Origin of the sequence: Rossellomorea vietnamensis, from assembly GCF_008180615.1 — a bacterium.
Taxonomy (GTDB): Bacteria; Bacillota; Bacilli; order Bacillales; family Bacillaceae_B; genus Rossellomorea; species Rossellomorea vietnamensis_D.
Genome location: NZ_VTEH01000004.1, coordinates 129362 through 150653 on the forward strand (window position 1 = coordinate 129362; position 21292 = coordinate 150653).

The 21292-nt window shown below is 44.4% G+C and carries 15 protein-coding genes; 7 read left to right on the forward strand and 8 right to left on the reverse strand.

Annotated elements, in window-relative coordinates:
* Positions 1-366: 366 nt before the first annotated feature.
* A complete protein-coding gene (locus FZC79_RS07750) occupies positions 367-1413 on the forward strand; it encodes an MraY family glycosyltransferase (protein WP_148946238.1) in 1047 nt (348 codons plus the stop codon).
* Positions 1414-1465: 52 nt separating this feature from the next.
* Here FZC79_RS07750 and FZC79_RS07755 read toward each other — a convergent pair whose 3' ends face one another.
* Together FZC79_RS07755 and FZC79_RS07760 are read right to left on the reverse strand one after the other, a co-directional pair.
* Positions 1466-2497 carry an LCP family protein gene (locus FZC79_RS07755; protein ID WP_148946239.1) on the reverse strand — a complete coding sequence of 344 codons (1032 nt, stop codon included), beginning with the start codon at positions 2495-2497 and terminating at the stop codon, positions 1466-1468.
* A gap of 379 nt (positions 2498-2876) precedes the next feature.
* Positions 2877-3509: a YigZ family protein gene (locus FZC79_RS07760; RefSeq protein WP_148946240.1), complete on the reverse strand. Its 633-nt coding sequence runs from the start codon at positions 3507-3509 to the stop codon at positions 2877-2879.
* 516 nt (positions 3510-4025) lie between these two features.
* Here FZC79_RS07760 and FZC79_RS07765 point away from each other — a divergent pair.
* On the forward strand, positions 4026-5141 hold the full coding sequence (locus tag FZC79_RS07765) for a sensor histidine kinase (protein WP_435873934.1): 1116 nt from the start codon (positions 4026-4028) through the stop codon (positions 5139-5141).
* A 32-nt stretch (positions 5142-5173) separates the two neighbouring features.
* Entirely contained in the window at positions 5174-5851 is a 678-nt protein-coding gene (locus tag FZC79_RS07770) for a response regulator (RefSeq protein ID WP_148946242.1), read from the forward strand.
* A 582-nt stretch (positions 5852-6433) separates the two neighbouring features.
* Here FZC79_RS07770 and FZC79_RS07775 read toward each other — a convergent pair.
* Entirely contained in the window at positions 6434-8125 is a 1692-nt protein-coding gene (locus FZC79_RS07775) for a methyl-accepting chemotaxis protein (protein WP_148946243.1), read from the reverse strand.
* A gap of 203 nt (positions 8126-8328) precedes the next feature.
* Positions 8329-9048, reverse strand: coding sequence for a trehalose operon repressor (gene treR, locus FZC79_RS07780; RefSeq protein WP_148946244.1), 720 nt, complete (start codon positions 9046-9048; stop codon positions 8329-8331).
* A gap of 113 nt (positions 9049-9161) precedes the next feature.
* Here treR and FZC79_RS07785 point away from each other — a divergent pair, with 113 nt between their 5' ends.
* Positions 9162-9746 carry a nuclear transport factor 2 family protein gene (locus FZC79_RS07785; RefSeq protein ID WP_148946245.1) on the forward strand — a complete coding sequence of 195 codons (585 nt, stop codon included), beginning with the start codon at positions 9162-9164 and terminating at the stop codon, positions 9744-9746.
* A gap of 518 nt (positions 9747-10264) precedes the next feature.
* On the opposite strand, the gene treC is transcribed toward FZC79_RS07785, so the two are convergent.
* The 4 genes from treC to FZC79_RS07805 all read right to left on the reverse strand — a co-directional run bounded on the left by treC (position 10265) and on the right by FZC79_RS07805 (position 16669).
* The gene (gene treC / locus FZC79_RS07790; protein WP_148946246.1) at positions 10265-11959 is read right to left on the reverse strand and encodes an alpha,alpha-phosphotrehalase; all 1695 of its coding nucleotides are present in this window, start codon (positions 11957-11959) and stop codon (positions 10265-10267) included.
* A 180-nt stretch (positions 11960-12139) separates the two neighbouring features.
* Entirely contained in the window at positions 12140-13813 is a 1674-nt protein-coding gene (locus FZC79_RS07795; RefSeq protein ID WP_148946247.1) for a glycoside hydrolase family 13 protein, read from the reverse strand.
* Positions 13814-13939: 126 nt separating this feature from the next.
* A complete protein-coding gene (treP, locus tag FZC79_RS07800; protein WP_148946248.1) occupies positions 13940-15355 on the reverse strand; it encodes a PTS system trehalose-specific EIIBC component in 1416 nt (471 codons plus the stop codon).
* 459 nt (positions 15356-15814) lie between these two features.
* The gene (locus FZC79_RS07805) at positions 15815-16669 is read right to left on the reverse strand and encodes a MurR/RpiR family transcriptional regulator (protein ID WP_148946249.1); all 855 of its coding nucleotides are present in this window, start codon (positions 16667-16669) and stop codon (positions 15815-15817) included.
* Positions 16670-16829: 160 nt separating this feature from the next.
* Here FZC79_RS07805 and gnd point away from each other — a divergent pair, with 160 nt between their 5' ends.
* The 3 genes from gnd to gntK all read left to right on the forward strand — a co-directional run bounded on the left by gnd (position 16830) and on the right by gntK (position 21278).
* Positions 16830-17732 carry a phosphogluconate dehydrogenase (NAD(+)-dependent, decarboxylating) gene (gnd, locus tag FZC79_RS07810; protein WP_148946250.1) on the forward strand — a complete coding sequence of 301 codons (903 nt, stop codon included), beginning with the start codon at positions 16830-16832 and terminating at the stop codon, positions 17730-17732.
* A gap of 592 nt (positions 17733-18324) precedes the next feature.
* The gene (locus FZC79_RS07815) at positions 18325-19668 is read left to right on the forward strand and encodes a GntP family permease (protein WP_148942308.1); all 1344 of its coding nucleotides are present in this window, start codon (positions 18325-18327) and stop codon (positions 19666-19668) included.
* Positions 19669-19742: 74 nt separating this feature from the next.
* Positions 19743-21278: a gluconokinase gene (gene gntK / locus FZC79_RS07820; protein WP_148946251.1), complete on the forward strand. Its 1536-nt coding sequence runs from the start codon at positions 19743-19745 to the stop codon at positions 21276-21278.
* The last annotated feature ends 14 nt before the right edge of the window (positions 21279-21292 follow it).

A 21292-nucleotide genomic window follows, 5' to 3' on the forward strand; every position in this document is an offset into this window, starting at 1 on the left:
TTAGTTAATTCTATCATTTAAAACTTAAAAAAACTATACGGGTTATAAGATGTAAAAAATTGCATGTGTATAAAATAAGACTCATAGTCTCTCTTTGTAAAAATGTTTTGCTCCTTTTTAGTATTCGAATAAAATTTCTATAAATTACATAATTGTATTTTTAATTTGAAAGTCTGGGGTTTTTCTGACTTCTTAGGCATTTCATAAGCCTTGGTGCAATTGTTTAAATTCTGTAGTTAAGTCCAAAAAGGTATTTGGGTGGTTTTGCTATTAAGAATACAGGTTAAATACAAATATAAATGTGCCATAAAGTGACATCATTAAAATACACTGAAGAGGATAAATTATAAATGGAGGAGGGGTTACATGATTTACATCACGTTGGCGGTAACATTTATTGCCTCTATACTATTAACTCCTTTAATCAAGAGGTTGGCTGTGAAGGTTGGAGCAACTGATAAGCCAAACTATAGAAAGGTTCATGAAAGAGTCATGCCTCGTTTAGGAGGATTAGCCATATATTTGAGCTTCTTGCTTGGCATATTTTTAGTAAACCCTTCCAGTGAATACAAGTGGAGTTTGATTTTGGGTGCTTCCATAATAATTGTGACTGGAATCATTGATGATACAAGGGAATTATCTCCAAAAGTTAAGTTGGCAGGCCAGCTTTTAGCAGCTGTGGTGGTGGTCGTATTAGGAGATATTCAAGTTCAAACTGTAAATTTACCCTTTGGAGGCCAGATTGAGCCTGGGATATTCAGCATTCCGTTAACCATTCTTTGGGTGATTGGTGTTACAAATGCCATTAATTTAATTGATGGTCTAGATGGTTTGGCAGCGGGAGTATCCGCAATCGCTTTGTTTACTATAAGTATTATGGCTATGCTGATGGGCAATACATTTGTCATTGTGACAGCTTCCATCCTTCTGGTCAGTACAATCGGCTTTTTGTTTTACAACTTCCACCCAGCTTCCATCTTCATGGGAGATACAGGATCACTCTTCCTGGGTTTCATGATATCGGTGTTATCTTTATTGGGATTCAAGAATATAACGTTTATTTCTTTAGTCATACCGGTTATTATACTCGGTGTTCCACTTTCTGATACATTCTTTGCCATTATTAGAAGGTATGTAAATAAACAGCCTTTATCTGCACCAGACAAATCCCACTTGCACCATTGCCTGCTTAGGATGGGCTACTCACACAGGCAGACGGTATTGATTATTTATGCCATAGCCGCCATGTTCAGTTTGGCAGCCTTGATGTTCTCGCTTGCTACTCTATGGGGAGCACTTTTGATTGCACTGATTCTGCTTATTGCGATTGAGCTGTTCGTGGAAAGCATTGGTTTGGTTGGTACAACCTATAAGCCCTTGTTAAGATTTTTTAAAGAGAAGAACTCAAGCTGATATAGAATAAAACACCTTACAGGTAGTGATTGATAACCTGTAAGGTGTTTTATTAATTACTTCGTTCGTCAGATTCTGGATCATTTTGAACAAGAGGGTCCAATTCACTTTTTGACACTTCAAGATGACTCTTCAGAGTGGCTTTTACTTCTTCCAAAGCTGTTTCGTCTAAAGCGTAGTAGTAAACACCATCGATGTAATCATCCTGGCCTTCCAAAGTAACCGGATCAATTTTCACTTTACCGCTCGTACCATACTTCAAGAATGATTTCATTTCTGAAAAAGGAATATCTGTAGCCATGTTGTCGCCGATTGCTTCAATGACTTCATCATATTTGGAGATACCGCCTGCAGTAGTTGCCTTTTTCATGATAGCCTGCAGAACTTCTTGCTGTCTTTTTCCTCTTTCGATATCATTATCCTGTTTACGTGTGCGTGCATAAGCAAGTGCTTCCTCTCCATCCAATGTTTGTTCTCCAGGATCAAGTTGGATGGCGCCTTGTTCGTCCTTGGAATTTTGTTCGGTAATCTCATAAGGTACATCCACTTCAATGCCGTTGAGCGCATCAATTACGTCAATGAAGGCATGAAAGTTCATCTTGACATAATAATCCACTGGAATATCAAACAGGTTCTCAACTGTCTCAATGGTTGCTTTTGGTCCTCCAAAGGCATGGGCATGGTTAATCTTTGTATTGTACCCCACTTCAGGGATGTAAGTATAGGAGTCACGGGGAATGCTGACTAATTTAACCGACTTAGTATCATTATTCAATGTGGCAAGCATTAATGCGTCGGAACGTGTGGTATCCCCAAAGTCTCTAGTTTCACTCTCGTCTACACCAATAAATAGAATCGATACGTTATCGATATTCGGATCAACTTTTTCATCTCTCAAGGCGGATTTATCTCTTCCGTCTACCTCGTTATATGAACCGCTTAAAGCTTCTTCGGCCTTTTTATATAAATATGTCCCATATACGGTAAGGGATAAAGTGATAAGCAGCAGAGGGATGATTAAGAAAAAGATAATTCTTCTGCGGCGCTTTTTCTTCCTTTGTGATTTTATATCAATTCTATCCATATTTTATGTTTTGCTCCTTTGCTGACTTAAATTTATCATCTACAAAACAGTAAGACTTTAAGTGTTGAATTTCCCAGTTTTTTTCGACAATTAACACTAAGGTTTATTGTACTATTTATAGTATAGTTACGTAAAATAAATTTTTTATTACAATTTGTTTCATAGTGGTGATAATTATATTTTATGCCCATTCAATTGGTGGAAGAATGAGCATTCAAAAAATATATTAGTTTGCAGGAGGGATATGATGGAACCATTCGCAAAATTATTACTAATCGTTGAGTGGTTCTTAAGTTGTCTGATTATTTGATTTTAAAAAGAAGACCGTTTATGTCATTTTCGGAGGTTTACCGGATGCACTGCAATTGGCTTTTTATGGTTATGCATTTTCTTCTAGATACTCCGGTTCTCCTGCCGTAATTACTCCCTGTCCATTGGTCAACTCAGTCATCCACTCGACAAATTCCTCTTTCTTATCTTCTTCGACATACGTCTCGATTTCGACAGTGTCGAGGTAGTGGATTTCCTTCAAAGGATAATTCGACGTCCGCACTTCGTTTTCGACTTTTCCGAGCAAGGTATATTCGATTTTAGTCTTCATCACCCGCATCAGGGTTCTTTTGACAATGCCAACCGCGTTAAGTCCCTCTGAGACAGATTTACCGTAGGCTCTGATCAAACCTCCTGCCCCAAGCTTGATTCCGCCAAAATAACGTGTGACAACGACGACAGTGTCTTTCAAGTCACGCTTCTTAAGAACCTCCAGCATCGGTACTCCTGCGGTGCCGCTCGGCTCACCGTCATCGTTGGCTTTTTGTATAAGATTATGTTCGCCGATCATATAGGCAGAACAGTTATGGTTCGCGTTCCAATGTTCTTTTTTAATGGTATTTATGAATTCCTGGGCTTCTTCTTCAGATTCTGCCCTTTTTATATGAGCGATGAAGCGGGAGCGTTCTATGTTGATTTCGTGCTGTCCGGCTTCTTTCACAGTCAGATACTTCTGCAACAAAATCATTCTCCTCTCGTAGGGTTTATCTATGGTAAAATCGGGTATTGTTCATAATTCGACAAAAACAGCTTAATCTCTATTCTACTATACGAGAAGAGACAAAGCATTAATATTGTGTGTGTGCTTTAGTGCTTTAAAGTACGAAGAGGGACTGTCCCTTTTTTTGCTTTAGAGTGCTAAAGCGGTACAGGGTAATATGTAACGAAATTTTAATATCCGACAAAATATGACATGGTATAATAGATGTGCCTTTAGATGCTATTCAAGCAAAAATATGCCTAGATGAATAAAGGAATTTACTTATTACTGTTGAATTCTTACACTAACCGATTAAAACGGGGAAAGCTATATAGTAAATTGGATTCAGAAGCAGATGTGCAGTATGTGTCTTTTTATCTAAATTTGGCCTTTGTGCCGACTTTTAACTATTTTGAAATAGTGATGAAATATATTCCATGTACAATAGGCTTGGTATTAAGGAGGGTCCCCGTGTCTATTAGAAAGGTGAACACCAAGATGCTGGATAATATCTTAGAGCAGATGATCGACACGGTCGGCCGCAGTAAAAGTGATGTTTTTGAAATCGGCGAACAGTGTCGACAGGATTATGAATCAATAACAGAAGAATTGAAAGTGATTAGAGAGTCAGTATTCAAGGTCATCCAAGAAGGTGATGATCTTGAGAGGAAATCCAGGTTTGCTAGGAAAAGGCTCTCAGAAGTCAGCCAGCACTTTCAGGATTTCTCTGAAGAGCAGGTAAGGGAAGCTTATGAGCAGGCGCATGATCTGCAGATGAAGCTTTCCCTGAACAGACAGACAGAGGCCAGGCTCCGGGAACGCCGGGATGATATTGAGCGGCGCATCAAGAATCTTCAGGATACGATCGACCGTGCCGAACAGTTGAATTCGCAAATCTCGGTTGTGCTCAATTATCTGAGCAGTGACCTTAAGCAGATGGGTGCTGCCCTGGAGGATGCAAAAGAAAAGCATGATTTTGGGCTGCAGATCATTGAAGCGCAGGAAGAAGAGCGTAAGAAGCTGTCCCGGGAAATTCATGACGGTCCTGCTCAGATGCTGGCGAATGTGCTCCTGAGATCGGATCTGATTGACAGGGTATACCGTGAGAGCGGTCCTGAAGCGGCTTTAGGAGAGATCAAGGATCTGAAAACCATGGTCCGATCCGCGCTATATGAAGTCCGCAGGATCATTTATGACCTAAGGCCGATGGCACTGGATGACTTAGGATTGGTTCCGACCCTCACAAAATACTTAAGTACTATCGAAGAGTATCATATGAGTACTTCCATCAGGTTTGTGAACGTCGGGCAGGTCAAAAGGCTGCCATCCAAGTATGAAGTCGCGCTCTTCAGGCTCATCCAGGAATCAGTGCAAAATGCTCTGAAGCATGCTGAAGCGAAGGAGATCAAAGTGAAGCTGGAGATTTCCAAAAGCAAAGTAACAGTTATCATAAAAGATAACGGAAAAGGGTTCAACGCTAAAGAGAAGAAAAGCGGATCCTTTGGAATCATGGGAATGAGAGAACGGGTGGAGCTCCTTGAAGGGGAGATGAGCATCGATTCAAAAGCCGGCTCAGGTACCGTCATTCTTGTTCAGGTTCCATTAACAGCATAAATTTTTTCTCGTACACATAGGGGGGCGAAATCATGGCAACGAACATTGTCATTATAGACGATCATCAGTTATTTCGTGAAGGGGTCAAACGCATCTTAGAATTCGAACCAAGTTTTAACGTACTGGCAGAGGGAGATGACGGTTCTCAAGCCATTCGATTGGTTGAGGAACATCATCCTGATGTGGTATTGATGGACATCAATATGCCGGAAACTAACGGTGTTGAAGCCACAGCGCAGCTGGTGAAGAAGCATCCGGATACAAAGGTGATCATTCTTTCCATCCATGATGATGAAAATTATGTGAGCCACGCGTTGAAAACAGGTGCATTGGGATACCTTCTTAAAGAAATGGATTCCGAAGCTTTGGTTGAAGCTGTGAAGGTTGTTGCTGCAGGAGGTTCTTATATTCATCCTAAGGTCACGCACAACTTGATCAACGACTACCGCCGTCTGGCGAATTCCCAGGATACAGGCGGTTTCAAACAAACAGAAGTAAGGCGCCCTCTTCATCTGCTGACGCGCCGCGAGTGTGAAGTGCTTCAGATGCTTGCAGACGGCAAAAGCAACCGTGGGATTGGTGAAGCATTGTATATCAGTGAGAAGACGGTTAAAAATCACGTGAGTAATATTCTTCAGAAAATGAGTGTGAATGACCGTACTCAGGCTGTTGTTACTGGGATTAAGAATGGCTGGGTAGAGGTTAGATAACTTGAGAGCGGGTCCTTTATTGGGCTCGTTTTTTTGTTGTTTTGTTTGTGACCAAAGCAGTTTGATCTTCGTACATGAGTAGGTGGGAAATCGGTGCTCGAGACCGAAGCTTAGGGCATGTGCGGCATGAGTGTGGGGGAAATCGCGGTGCGAGACCAAAGTTGTGGACACATTATAAATGAGTGGATGGAAAAATTAAGCTAAAAAGATAAATCTAGATGATTATAGGGCAACTAAGAGCAAATACCATGCTAAAAATTCTGAAGCGCGGGGGATTATACATAAACGAGATCCAGAATTAGTGAATCCGAGCAATTAAACGGAATTCATAATCCTTAGTGAGCGGGTTATACATATATACGAGCGCTTTATTCATGTTTATGAGCGGGATATACAGTTATACGATCGAACTATGCATAAATGCGAGCGAAAATCAGAGAATACGAGCGGAGGGCTACACCTCCAAGCGGGTGACCGTCACTGATTAGTTTTTTAAAAGAAAATAAGCCAGGACACGTTCCCTTGCGAGCGGCTCCTGGCTTTTATGTCAGAAATAAACTGCTGGTATTTCTTAATCGTATTTTAAAACTTAAATCTTTCGAGCTGCTCCTGCAAATCTTGAGCCAGCTTGCTCAGTGACTCTGCGGAAGCTGTGATTTCTTCCATAGAAGCGGATTGTTCTTCGGCTAATCCAGCTACCGTTTGGGTGCGGGCGGAAGCATTTTCCGAGATGGAACTGAAGGCTTCAAAGGAGGCTGAAACCTGCTGTGCGCTTGCGGCCATCTGCTCGGATACGCCGGTTACTTCTTGAACCTGGCTGGCTACATTTTGAGCAGATTCGAGGATATCTTTAAACGTTTTGCCGGTATGTTCAATAAGTTCGACACCGGTGTTCACATCCTCTGTAACCTGGTTCATCTGGTCGACTGTCGTAAGAGTGTCAGCCTGGATGGAGTGAATCAGGCTCGTGATCTGCTGTGCTGAGTTGTTGGACTCTTCGGCCAGCTTTCTGACTTCATCAGCAACGACGGCAAATCCTTTGCCATGTTCACCTGCGCGTGCAGCTTCAATGGCAGCATTCAGTGCCAGGAGATTCGTCTGTGAAGAGATGTTAGTAATGGCGGCCACGATATTTTCGATTTCTTTCGAACGGTCGTCCAATTTCTTGATGGCATGAGCTGTTTTGCTCACATTCTCTTCTATGGTTCTCATCTGGCTGAGAGCTTGTGTGATATTATCCTCACCTGTCTGCGATTTTTGAGAGGTTTCATCGGATGATTTTGCCACAGAAGCGGACGTGTTAGCGATCAGTTGGATGCCGCCGGCGACTTCAGTGATAGCTTGAGTGCTCTCTTGAACTTGTCTGAGCTGATGTTCTCCTCCCGATGCAATTTCATCGACGGAAGCAGAAACCTGCTGTGTTGCTGTATTAGTTTGTGCAGCGCTGGCAAGTAATTGCTCAGAGGATGCAGCCACATTTTCACTCGCCTGATGAACGGACTGCAAAAGAGATTTCAGGTTGTGTGACATTTTATTGAAGGATTTTGTCAGAACAGCAACTTCATCCTTGGATTTTATTTCAAGTTCCTCAACATTTAAGTTCCCCTCGGCAATTTGCTGTGCAAGATGGGAAAGCTTTGATAAAGGCTGGATTCTTTTGAACAGAATGATGAATGTTGTAATAACCGAAGCCAGTACAAGGACGGCAGAAGCGATCATAATTATGTAGCTTGTCATAACCTTGTTTGCGGCTTGATCGACTTTATTCCCGGTCCACTTATCCAAACCGGACTCGAATTGTTCTAGTGGTTTGGCGATCATTTCTTTTCCATTATCATACTGGCTGCCGAAGACAAGTGACCTGGCAAGTGTCAAATCTCCATTTTTTACATACTCTATCGCTTCTTCTTCCAAAGCCACGAGGGTGTTTGATTTTTGCTGTGCTTCTTCTACCAGCTTCAATAGCGAGGCTGGTACATTTATTTGCTGAAATTCAGCGACAACTTTATCCCTTGTTTTTGTTTCATTGACTTCTTCCATGTAATTATCATAGAATTCTGTTTCTCCATACTGGGTATAAGCCCGTACCTGATTTGTTAAATAATCAGAAGCAGCTTGAAGTTCTACAGATAATTCGGATGATCTCTTTTCAAGCTCCATCGCTGCGTTTTGATTCTCCAGGCTGCTATCCAATGAATAGATACTCCATGCCAGAAAAATGAATAGAACAGTAATCCCGATAGCGGTGCGTTTCAATAATGTGTTTATTTTCATGTTTTCGTCTCCTTTTCTAGGTTGCAATGTAGCCACTATTTTAATATCGGTTTTGAAATCAGAAAGTTAATGAGAGTTGTTGTTTTCTTTGAAGAGGCTTAGTGATTAAAAAGAGGAAGCGGTCTAATCAGCCCGGATAGGGGAATGTTGCGATGAGTGAAATTCAAAAAAAAGGCTGCTCCTGATAAGGCGCAGCCTGTTCATCAATGCTTTCTGCGGGCAAAGTCAACGAAACGAAACTTATCGAGCCTGTGCCGGGATTCTGTGTATTGAAAGAGAGTCGTATCTTCAAGGTGTACATAGTTTTTGACGACAACCACATGGTCATAGCCGGACAGGTCCAGGTAGGAGCGGTCTTCTTCTGTACACTGTTCGACGACGATTTCTTTTTTGGCATAGGAGATTGGAAGCTTCAATTCGTTCTCCAGGTATTCATAGATGGATTTCTCGCAGATTTCCTTGGTCAGGAGAGGGACATTCTTTTTTAAAAAGAAGTCTTTATCCAATATGATGCGCTCTCCTTTAATATTTCGGGCACGGACGACCTTCCATACTTCATCATCCAGCTGGCATCCGAGCTGGTGGGCAAGGGTTTTATCAGGTTTGATCAGGCCGAAGTCATAGACAATTGTTTGCGATTCGCCCCCGAGCGAGCCTTGGAGTTCCTTGAAGCTGACGAGCCCCGATATGGGAAAGCTTAATTTTGATACATCTAGCACTAGCGACCCTTTTCCGCGGAGTTTTTGGATGAATCCGCGCTGTGAGAGGAGGGTGAGTGCTTTTCGTATCGTTTCCCGGGAAGTCTCGTAGAACTCAGAAAGTTCATTTTCAGATGGAAGTGTTTCGTTTGCGGGGAAGGTCCCATCCTGGATTTTATCTGCAAGTTCCTGGTAAATCTGCATATATTTATTGTTTTTTGTCATAATATCACCATATTTAGTTTACCATACTCCGGTAATTTCAATAAGAGGTTGAGAGTTTTGGGATTTTTCAGGTAAAATGGAGTTATCGCATATTTTAGAAAAGGGTGAAGGATTTGACTACACAGCTTTGGAAAAAATTCATGATAGGTCTTGGGGTAAGCAGTCTCCTGCTGGCAGGTTGCAGCAATAATGAGGGTGCGGACGAAACGGACAAGCCTGAAGAGAATACAGAAGAGCAGGCTGAGGAAGCTGATGCTGAAGATCAAACAACGGCATTGCTGGAAGAAACGTCAGAGCTGAAAGAGGCTGAGGATGTTCCGGAAGAGGAAAAACAAGCGATTCTGGATGCATTTAACGAATATATTGAGTCATTCAATGATGAAGATGTTGAAAGATATATGGCTTCTCTATCCGAAACTCCAGTGAACTTCGATCTGGAAAAGGAAGAAGAGGCAGTAAACAATATTTTCTCTAAGCTGGATGTGAGAAGAGAAGCTTCCAATGTGAAGATAGTAAACTACTCTGGTAAAAAAGCAGATGTTTACGCTGATCTGGAAGTTGTCACTTCAGACCCTGAAAGTGACAGGGAAGCTACGACGACTGGTAAGCAGCTGACGATTTTCCAGAAGACGGATGATGGCTGGAAGGTTTCAATGATTAAAGTGAAGCAGAATGTTGAACAGTCTGCTGAGGAATAGGTTATGGAAGTGTTACTAGATTAAAGAGACTCGTCTATTGGCGGGTCTTTTTGTTTTGTTTATATTTCGTTTGGGAGCGAGTGCATTTGCGTCGACTTTTGTATGGGGCTCGGGTTGCTTTGGTTGGGAAGGGGTGCTTTTAGAGGAGATATGTATGAAGTTGGAGCAGCTTCGGTCGGGAGGGGATGCTGTTTCGAGGAGATGTTTACGAAGTGAGGGCAGCTTCGGCCGGGAAGGGTTGCTTTTCCGATGACATGTGTATGAAGTGGGGGCAGCTTCGGCCGGGAAGGGTTGCTTTTCCGATGACATGTGTATGAAGTGGGGGCAGCTTCGGCCGGGAAGGGGTGCTTTTCCGAGGAGATATGTATGAAGTTGGGGCTACTTCGGTTGGGAAGGGGTGCTTTTCCGAGAACATCTGTATGAAGTACAGAAGCTTCAGCCATTACTGAAATCCAGAACTAGATGGGGGTTATTTCTAAACAAAAAAACACCCGCTGAAAATCAGCGGGCACCTCAATTTATTTCGTCAATCGATAAACCACAGACTCATACGGTCGAAGCTTAATCAGCTCAAGGTCCGTCTGGCTGTCTTCATAGTTGGAGAGCAGGATTTCGCTGTTCCAGCCGGCCAGATCCACCTCATCATTCGGCAGGTCAAAGATGGTTTTGTTGCCGTAGAAGTTATTGACGACAAGCAGCTTTTCGTTCTCGCCGTTGCGCACGTAAGCGAAGACATCGGCGTGTTCGGGAGTCAGCAATTGGTAGTCGCCGTCCGTGATGATGTCGTATTCCTTGCGCAGTGAAATCAATTTTTGATAGTGATAGAACACGGAGTCCTTGTCCTGCAGGGCTTTTTCGGCGTTGATTTCCGGATAGTTGCGTGCAACCGGAATCCAAGGTGTGCCGGTTGTGAAGCCGGCATGCTCGCTGTCATTCCACTGGACCGGTGTTCTTGAGTTATCACGAGATTTGTGGCGAAGGATTTCCAGAATTTCATCCTCGGATTTTCCTTGTTCTTTTAAGATATTGAAAATGTTGATCGACTCAACATCGCGATACTCCTCGATGCTGTTGAATTTCGGATTGGTCATCCCGAACTCTTCACCTTGGTAGATATAAGGCGTTCCCTGCATCATGTGAATCGTGGTTGCCAGCATTTTTGCTGACTGGTTCCGGTATTCACCGTCATTTCCATAACGGGAAACGATGCGCGGCTGATCATGGTTGCACCAGAACAGGGCATTCCAGCCGCCGCCTTTGTGCATTTCACTCTGCCAGGTTGAGAGGATATCCTTCAACTGCAGAAAATCAAAGTCTGCCACGGTCCATTTTTCACCGTTCGGGTAATCGACTTTAAGATGATGGAAATTGAACGTCATGCTGAGCTCGTTGCGTTCAGGGTTAGAGTATTCTATGCAGTTCTCGATTGTCGTCGAGCTCATTTCGCCGACGGTCATGATGTCGTAGTTTGAGAAGACCTCTTTGTTCATTTCGTTCATGAATTCGTGAACACGAGGGCCGTCTGTGTAAAATTTGCGCCCGTCTCCCGGTGCCACAGAGCCGTCATCATCAGGGAAGTCCTGGTTTTTGGAAACAAGGTTGATGACATCAAGGCGGAATCCGTCGACACCTTTATCGAGCCAGAATTTCATCATGTCGTATACTTTGGTGCGAAGTTCTTCGTTTTCCCAGTTAAGGTCAGCCTGTGTGACGTCGAACAGGTGAAGGTAATATTGGCCGGTTGCCTCATCGTACTGCCAAGCATTGCCGCCGAATTTGGACTGCCAGTTGGTCGGCTCGGAACCGTCTTCTTTACCGTCTCTCCAGATGTAGTAGTCACGGTAAGGGTTGTCCTTCGATTTGCGGGATTCGATGAACCACTCGTGTTCAGTCGATGTATGGTTGACGACGATATCCATGATGATCTTGATTCCTCTGTCGTGGGCTTGAGATAAAAGCTCATCAAAGTCTTCCATTGTGCCGTACTCTTCATGGATGTTGAAATAGTCGGCGATGTCATAGCCGTTATCGCGCTGAGGCGATTTGTAAATCGGTGTCAGCCAGACGACGTCGACGCCAAGCTCTTTCAAGTAATCTAGTTTCTCCGTGATTCCTTTGATATCACCGACTCCGTTGCCTGATGTATCGTTGAAGCTCTTTGGATAGATTTGATACACAACCGACTTCTTCCACCAAGGTTGCTGTTTCTTCATATTATAAACACCTGCCAATTCAGAATTTGTTTGTCATTTCGCTTTCGTCCTTTACCGTGCTAAGAGGGACAGTCCCTCTTCGTGCTTTAACGCGTCAACGCGGGATAGGGGACAGTCCCTTTTAGCACTGTAACGCGTCACTTCGCTATGAGGGACTGTCCCTTTCAGTGCTGTGGTGCGTTAAAGCTTGTAGACGATGGCTTGGTACGGCTGCAGTTTCATTTGTTTAGCCAGTTTGGTTTCGCCTTTATAGTTGGTGATGAGGGTGCTGGCGTTTTCGCTTACGACTTCCTCTGGAAGGTCGATTTCCAGGTCTTCGTCGTAGAAATTGCAGAGAACAAGCAGCTTTTCATCTCCCAGTGTTCTTGTGTAAGCGTACAGTTTTTCATGATCACCTAAGATCAGCTCGTATCTTCCGTACACGATGACTTCATGCTGTTTGCGCAGCTCTATCAATTTTTTATAGTAGTGGAAGATAGAGTCTTCATCGTTCACCTGGGCTTCTGCATTGATTTCCTTGTGATTCGGATTGACCGCAAGCCACGGTTCGCCTTCAGTGAAGCCTGCATTTCTGGAAGAATCCCACTGCATCGGGGTACGCGCATTGTCACGGCCTTTTACATAGATGCTTTCCATTGTCTTCTGGACCGGCTCGCCGGCTTCCATCTGCTCGTTGTAGAAGTTCAGTGTTTCGATATCCTCATACTCCTCAATGGAAGAGAAGCGGACATTGGTCATGCCGATTTCCTCTCCTTGGTAGACATAAGGAGTTCCTTTCATCATGTGAAGGATGGTCGCCAGCATCTTCGCGGATTCGCGGTGGTACTTGCCGTCATCACCGAATCGTGAAACGACACGAGGCTGGTCATGGTTATTGAAGTAAAGCGAGTTCCAGCCGTCTTTTTCGAGTGCTGTCTGCCAGTGTGTCAGGTTTTCTTTTAAATCAGGCAGATAGAGGGGCTTTAAGTCCCATTTCCCGTTTTTGCCGTTATCCAAGCTCATATGTGAAAATTGGAAGACCATATTCAGTTCATCGCGGTCCTTGCCGGTATACAGGCGGGCCTGCTCCGGGTTAACGCCAGGCATTTCCCCGACTGTCATGACATCGTAGTTGGAAAGGACTTCTTTGTGCATTTCCTTAAAGTAATCATGAATTTTCGGGCCGTTACGGTAGTACTTGCTGCCGGACGCATATTTTTTGCCGGGCTTCACTTCATCATCAGGAAGGCCTTCTACCTTGGAAATGAAGTTCACGACATCCATGCGGAAGCCGTCGATGCCCTTATCGAGCCACCATTTCATCATGCTGTAAACGTCTTCGCGAAGCTTCGGGTTTTCCCAGTTGAGATCCGGCTGTTTTTTTGAAAAAAGATGAAGGAAGTATTCGCCTGTCTCTTCATCATACTCCCAGGCAGATCCTCCGAAATTGGACCCCCAGTTGTTCGGTTCTTTGCCGTCTTTTGGCTTACGCCATATGTAGTAGTCACGGTATGGGTTGTCTTTTGACTTGCGAGATTCGACAAACCATTTATGTTCATCCGAACTGTGGTTCACTACGAGGTCCATGATCAGCTTCATGCCGCGGTTGTGCATCTCTTTTAAAAGTTGATCCCAGTCGTCCATTGTTCCGAATTCATCCATGATGTCCTGGTAATCGCTGATATCATAGCCGTTATCATCATTGGGTGATTTGTAGACAGGGGAGAGCCAGATCACGTCAATCCCCAGTTCTTTCAGGTAATCCAGCTTGGAGATGATTCCCGGGATATCCCCGATTCCGTCTCCGTTCGAGTCCATAAAGCTGCGAGGATAGATTTGATAAACGACGCTTTCTTTCCACCATTGTTTTTCCATTTTTCTCATCTCCTGTTCTTCATAGTGATAGTATGTATTGTTTGACTAGTTTTAGTATCTATAAAAACAAAAGAGAAGAGCCGGCGCTGAGGTTACTCAGCACCGATTCTTCTTCATTAAGATGTCTTATTTCGCTTTTCCTTTTGAAAACTTGGAGAATACCAATGTTAACAAGATCGGAACGACAATTGCTACACCCATTCCGATAAAGAAGACTCCCCAATAATTAGTTTCAATAGAGAAGAATGCCGGGATACCGCCTACACCGATAGATGGAGCGATGACATCTCCGAGAGTGATGATCAAGCCGGCAATTGCTGAACCAATGATAGCTGCGATGAATGGATATCTGTAACGAAGGTTCACCCCGAACATGGCAGGCTCTGTAACTCCAAGCCAAGCAGAAACACCAGAAGATACGGCAAGTCCTTTTACTTTTTCGTTATTTCTCTCCACAAACATCATTGCGAAAGCGGCTGCCCCCTGTGCAATATTAGAAAGTGCAACCATAGGCCATAAGAAGGTTCCGCCAAGTTGAGATCCGATTAACTGCAGGTCGACTGCAAGGAATGTATGGTGCATACCTGTGATAACCAATGGTGCATAAAGTCCGCCATAGATAAGACCTCCGATAGCAGGAACAGTATCAAAGATGCCTCTAACGCCTTCCACAAGCCATTCGCCGATTGTGAATGTAACAGGCCCGATAATTGTAAATGCCAAGAAACCAGTAATCAATAGTGAAATCGGTGCGACTGTAAGCAATTGGAATGCATCCGGAATTCGTTTGCGAAGCCAGATTTCTATTTTAGCGAGTACCCAAGATGCTACAAGGATAGGAAGGACCTGCCCTTGATATCCTACTTTTTCCACCGTTAGCCCTAATATGTTCCATGTTGGAATGTCATCCGCGCTTCCATAACCCCATGCATTCAAGAGATCAGGATGGACGAGCATCAAACCAAGAACCATACCGAACAGCGGGCTTCCGCCAAATCGGGTGAGGGCACTCCAACCAATTAAACCAGGAAGGAATACGAAGGCCGTGTTCGCAATCAAGTTAATAATAGAAGCGATGTCTGCCCATTGCGGGAAGGCTTCGACTACACTTTGATCTTCCATAAAAATGCCCTGCTGGGTAAGGATGTTATTGATACCCATAAGCAAACCGGCTGTAACGATTGCCGGCAGAATCGGGATGAAGATATCTGCGAGCGTTTTAACCGCACGCTGAAGCGGATTCATTTTATCTGCGGCAGCATTCTTTACATCATCCTTGGATGCTTCCTGCACACCAGTTTCTTCAGCAAGAATTTTGTAGACTTTGTCAACCGTTCCCTGGCCGATAACGATCTGGAATTGTCCGTTAGTCGAGAATGAACCCCTGACAAGGTCGATATCCTCCAGACGTTCTTTGTCTACCAGACCTTCATCGTTCAATACAAGACGAAGGCGGGTCACACAGTGCGTGGCAGTATTGATGTTCTCTTTACCGCCGATTGCTTCAATAATTTTGAGTACAGATTCTCTGTTTACACTCATGCCTTTCCCTCCCGTGGGGGCTTGCTTTCCCCTTATTTTAAGCCGTTATTTTCAAAAGAATGTTTGTGCTAGCCAATCTTGTCTTTCTGCAGCCTATGAAAAAATAATGTCAATTACTAGTGTGTGAAAAAAGAACTAATCTATCCACTTTTCAAATATTCCCCTGTGGCTGCGGTTTAAACAAAATAACGCTTACAAATAACCGCTTACATTTCCTGTGAAAATAATAACTAGCTGTATATACAAGTTATGAGTTCATTGTATTCCTGTATATACAAGTTGTCAACACATTCGTGACAGTCACGCCCCGTTTTTTGTCGAATGCATAGTTGCCAATATTAAAAAAGCCAGTGAAAACCCTTTATTCCAAAGGGTTTTCACTGGCTTTAGTTATTAATAATTTCCAATTTCAATCGACATATTTCGGGGCGTGACTGTCACGAAGCACAGCACATATAATTAGATTCTTTTCACAGAAATCGCATTCCGCATCTTTTTCAACGCATTCTGGCCTTCTTTATCACGCTTCAGCATGATGCTGACATACAGAGCATCGAATATGGAGAGCTGGGCGATCCGGGAAGAGAGGGCTTCAGAGCGGTAGTCCGTTTCTTCTGAAACAGTATATAAGGAAATATCCGATTTTTCGCTCAAAGGTGATTTAGCGAAGTTCGTGACTGCAATCGTTTTCGCTCCGCTTTCTTTTAACACCTTCATGACCTGCAGCATGTCCTTCGTCGATCCTGAATGAGAGATGAGGACCGCGCAGTCTTTTTCTGTCATTTGTGACGCGGTCATCAATTGTATATGGCTGTCGGTTGAAGCGTGGACTCTCAGGCCGGTGCGGATGAACTTATGGTAGGCATCCATGGCAACAATTCCGGAGCCGCCGCTTCCGAAGAATTCTATGTTATCTGCGGAGAGCATGGCATTGACTGCTTCCTGGAACTGAATTTCTTTTAAGACCATCAGCGTATCTTCAATTGTTTTCATATTAGAACGAAATACTTTGGAGGCGATGGTTTGCGGTGAATCATTTTCTTCGATATTTTCGTGGATATCCCTCATGGGGGTCACGATTTCTGCCGCCAGGGCGATTTTCATGGATTGGTAGCCTTTGAAGCCGATTCTTTTGCAAAAACGGAAAACGGTTGAATCGGCGACACCGAGTGTATCGGCAAGCCCGTTAATGGTGGAATGTATAATATCGGTCGGATTGTTCAAGATATAATTGGCAATTTTTTTCTCTGTATCACTGAATTGGGAGTAATGTGACCGGATGCTCGCCAAACAGTGCTGGTGTTCTTTCTTCATGTCTCCACTCTCCTGAAAGGGTTTTCATGATTTCATTATACTAGAAAACAGAGAAAGAAAAAATATTTTTCTGAAATCGCTTGCAAAAAGAAAAATATTTTTTATAATAGGGATATCAAGAAAATAAATTTCCACAAAATTTTCAACTGAGGTGTTACAAATGCAAATCGGCATGATTGGGTTAGGAAAGATGGGGTATCAGTTGTCACTGAACCTTTCAGATCATAAACATAATGTTGTTGCTTTTGACTTAAACGAAGAAGCGATGAAAAAAATTTCCGCAGAAGGTGTTGATACAGCTTCTACGATCGAAGAACTGGTTGGTAAATTAGAAAAACCAAGAACGATCTGGATGATGGTACCGGCAGGAGATGCAACAGAATCGGTCTTTCATCAAGTGCTTTCTTTCCTTGAAGAGGGCGACCGCATCATTGACGGAGGAAATGCTCATTACAAAGATTCGTTGAGAAGAGATGAGCTTTCTGCTGAAAAAGGAGTTTACTTCTTCGACTGCGGAACGAGCGGTGGAGTGGATGGTGCCCGTCATGGCGCCTGCACAATGATCGGCGGAAATGCAGAAGTATTTAAAGAAATCGAGCCAATCTTCTCTGATATTTCTGTTGAAAATGGTTACCTTTACGCAGGCAAAGCCGGAAGCGGCCACTTCTTGAAAATGGTACACAACGGCGTCGAGTACGGAATGATGCAGGCCATTGCCGAAGGGTTCGATATTTTGGAAAAAAGCCCATTCGACTACGAGTACGAAAAGGTTGCCCGCGTTTGGAACAACGGATCAGTTATCCGCTCATGGCTGATGGAACTAACAGAAAACGCGTTCTCTAAAGATGAGAAACTGGAAGGCATCAAAGGTGTTATGCACTCTTCAGGTGAAGGAAAGTGGACGGTTGAAACGGCCCTTGATCTGCAGACGGCAGCTCCAGTTATCGCGCTGTCACTAATGATGCGCTACCGCTCATTGGAAGATGACACGTTCACAGGCAAAGTCGTTGCCGCTCTACGAAACGAGTTCGGCGGACATGCTGTGGAGAAGAGCGGGAAGTAAGGTTACAAAGATTTCTTGAAAGATGTTGATTGGAGCGGAAATCCAATCAGCCCTCTAAAGATTAAGATGGGTATTTATCTTCGACGAGTATAAGTTTTCAAAACAGCCTGGTACAAGATGCAGTGTTGTGCCAGGCACTAAAACAGGACGAAAAGCAAGCGTTTACAACATAAACTGATCGACGTAGTTTATGTGAAATCTCTTATTCTATTAGACTATTTTCTATGATTAATGCTTTTACGTAAGAGGATTGGAGCGGAAGGCGTACGACCTCCTGCGGGACTAGCGGGCAGGTGAGACCCCGCAGGCAAATCCAGCTCCAGCGGCCAGCGACTAGCAGATTTCGGTCTCTCTCCTTGCGATAAGTCATCATCGAATCGCTACAGCTCTTCGTGATTCCTTTATCTCATGCGAGAGCCCTAAAATCTGTACGTCGCTGAACGGCCGCTTCCGCTTTTTACAAAGCCGAGGAGGCTCACCGCCCGCCCCGCGGAGTCGTACGACTGGAGCGGAAATCCATTACATTTCAACGGCAAAATCTTTGCGAAAAGAATTCTCTATTAAATTCATAAACGAAAGGCTGGTATGCACCATGTCAGATTCAATGTTGATTCTCGTTGCGGTAGCTGGTATTTTTCTTCTATTATTCTTGGTGATTAAAACCAAGCTTCATGCTTTTGTAGCTTTATTGCTTGTCAGTTTGATTGTTGGTATCGCGGCAGGAATGCCTCTTAATGAAGTTGTTGCCTCCATACAAAGCGGTATGGGAGGGACCCTCGGGTTCGTCGCAGTTGTTGTTGGTTTAGGTGCGATGTTCGGCCGTATGCTTGAAGTGTCAGGCGGAGCTGAGCGTCTGGCGCAGACAATGATCAAGAAGTTTGGCCAGGACAAAGCGCAGTGGGGACTGGGTATCACAGGTTTCCTTGTGGCAATTCCGGTATTCTTTGATGTTGGTTTCATCATTTTAGTTCCGATCGTTTACGGTTTGGCTAAGAAAACAGGCAAGTCTCTTCTATATTATGGTATTCCATTGCTTGCAGGTCTTGCGGTTACGCACAGCTTCATTCCGCCGACACCGGGTCCGATCGCGGTTGCAGATTTGATCGGCGCGGATCTAGGCTGGGTTATCCTGTTCGGTTTCCTTGCTGGTATTCCATCCATGATTATCGCGGGACCTCTTTTTGCAAAATATATTTCTAAAAAGATTCATGTAGTTGTACCTGATTACATGAACGCTGAAGAAAAAGAGTATGACAAGGATCTTCCAAGCTTTGCGCTTATCGCATCTCTTATCTTCATTCCATTAGGATTAATTCTTTTGAACACGGTTTCAGGCGTTCTTTTAGAAGAAGGAAATACAATTCGCGAAATCTTGACATTCCTTGGACATCCGTTTGTTGCATTGACAATTGCGACATTGATGACATTCACATTCCTTGGAACAAAACGCGGATACTCTCGCCAGGAAGTAGCAGAGATTGCTACGAAAGCTCTTGAACCTGCGGGAATTATCATCCTTGTAACAGGTGCCGGTGGAGTATTCAAGCAAGTCCTGATAGACTCTGGTGTAGGTGATGTTCTTGGTGAAATGATGGCTGGATCTGCGCTTCCGCCGTTAGTGTTGGCGTTCTTAATTGCGACAGTGGTTCGTGTGGCGCAAGGGTCTGCGACAGTTTCAATGGTAACAGCAGCAGGGCTTATGTCTCCGCTGATTGCGACACTTGGCATGGAAGGGCCGATCCTTGGCTTGATGGTTATCGCAATTGCTGCCGGTTCGACCGTCTTCTCCCATGTTAACGATTCAGGCTTCTGGCTTGTGAACCGTTACTTCGGATTGGATGTAAAAGACACCTTGAAAACATGGACTGTGATGGAGACGCTGATCGGTTTCGTTGGATTCGGAGTGGCGATTATTCTATCATTCTTTGTAGCATAATAATATAATCAATTAGGTAAAAGGAAGGGCGAGCAATCGCCTCTTCCTTTTCTGCGTACAGGAGGATTTTTAACATGGCAAATTATTATATTGGCGTTGATATAGGGACAACAAGTACAAAAGCAGTCGTTTTTGATGAAAAAGGGAAGGCAGTCAGCCGCTTCGGCGTCGAATATCCGCTGCATACCCCGGTTCCCGGTACAGCCGAGCAGAATCCGGAAGAAATTTTTCAAGCAGTACTAACGGTCATCAAAGAAAGCATGGTAACAGGCGGTGTCAGCGGCGAGGACATCCGTTTTGTTTCCTTCAGTTCTGCGATGCACAGCTTGATCGTGGTGGATGGCGAAGGCCAGCCTTTGACGAATTCCATTACCTGGGCAGACAACCGAAGTGCCGCCTGGGCAGATAAAATTAAAAATGAAATGAACGGACACGAAGTTTATTTACGTACAGGTACGCCGATCCATCCAATGTCACCTCTTGTCAAACTGGCCTGGTTAAAAGAAGACCAGCCGGAGCTTTTGGCAGCAGGAAATAAAATGATCGGAATCAAAGAATTTGTTTTTCACCGCCTGTTCGGCGAGTATGTTGTCGATTACTCAATCGCCTCTGCCATGGGAATGTTCCATCTGGAGAATCTCGATTGGGACAAAGAGGCACTGGAAATCGCAGGAGTTACCCCGGATCAGCTTTCCAAGCCGGTGCCGACGACACATCCGCTCTCAGGGTTGAAGGCAGAATTCGCAAAAATGATGGGGCTGCCTGAAGACGTGCCATTCATAGTCGGAGCAAGTGACGGTGTTTTATCCAATCTTGGAGTCAACGCAATTGAGCCTGGCGTTGTGGCTGTGACCATCGGAACAAGCGGAGCCATCCGTGCTGTCACCGATCGTCCGGTTACCGATCCAAAAGGCCGGATTTTCTGTTATGCGCTGACGGAAAACCATTGGGTAATCGGAGGACCGGTTAATAATGGAGGCATGATCTTCCGCTGGCTCCGTGACGAGCTGGCGTGGGCAGAGGTTGAAGTAGCGAAACGCCTCGGCAAAGATCCGTATGAAGTACTGACGGATATTGCGGATAAAATCCCTGCTGGGTCGAACGGATTGCTGTTCCACCCGTATATGGCAGGTGAAAGGGCACCTCTTTGGAATGCCAATGCCCGCGGGTCATTCTTTGGGCTTGGTATGCATCACAAAAAAGAACATATGGTCAGGGCGGTTCTTGAAGGAATCGTCATGAATCTTTACAGTGTGCTTCTTGCGCTGGAGGAACTGATCGGGACGCCAACGAAGATCCAGGCAACTGGCGGCTTTGCCCGTTCGACTCTGTGGAGACAGATGCTTGCAGACATATTCGACGGAGAAGTCAGCGTGCCAGAAAGTTTCGAAAGCTCCTGCCTGGGTGCCGTCGTACTCGGAATGTACGGCCAGGGCGAAGTGGATTCTCTGAACGTCGTCAGTGAAATGGTCGGGTCTGTCCATTCTCACCAGCCGAACAGAGAAGCATCCGAAATCTACCGCGAGCTCATGCCCATCTTCATCCGGATTCCAAGGCTGCTCGAAAGCGAATACGAAGCTATCAGTGAATTTCAGAGAAAACACTCATAAACCAACGGGGACTG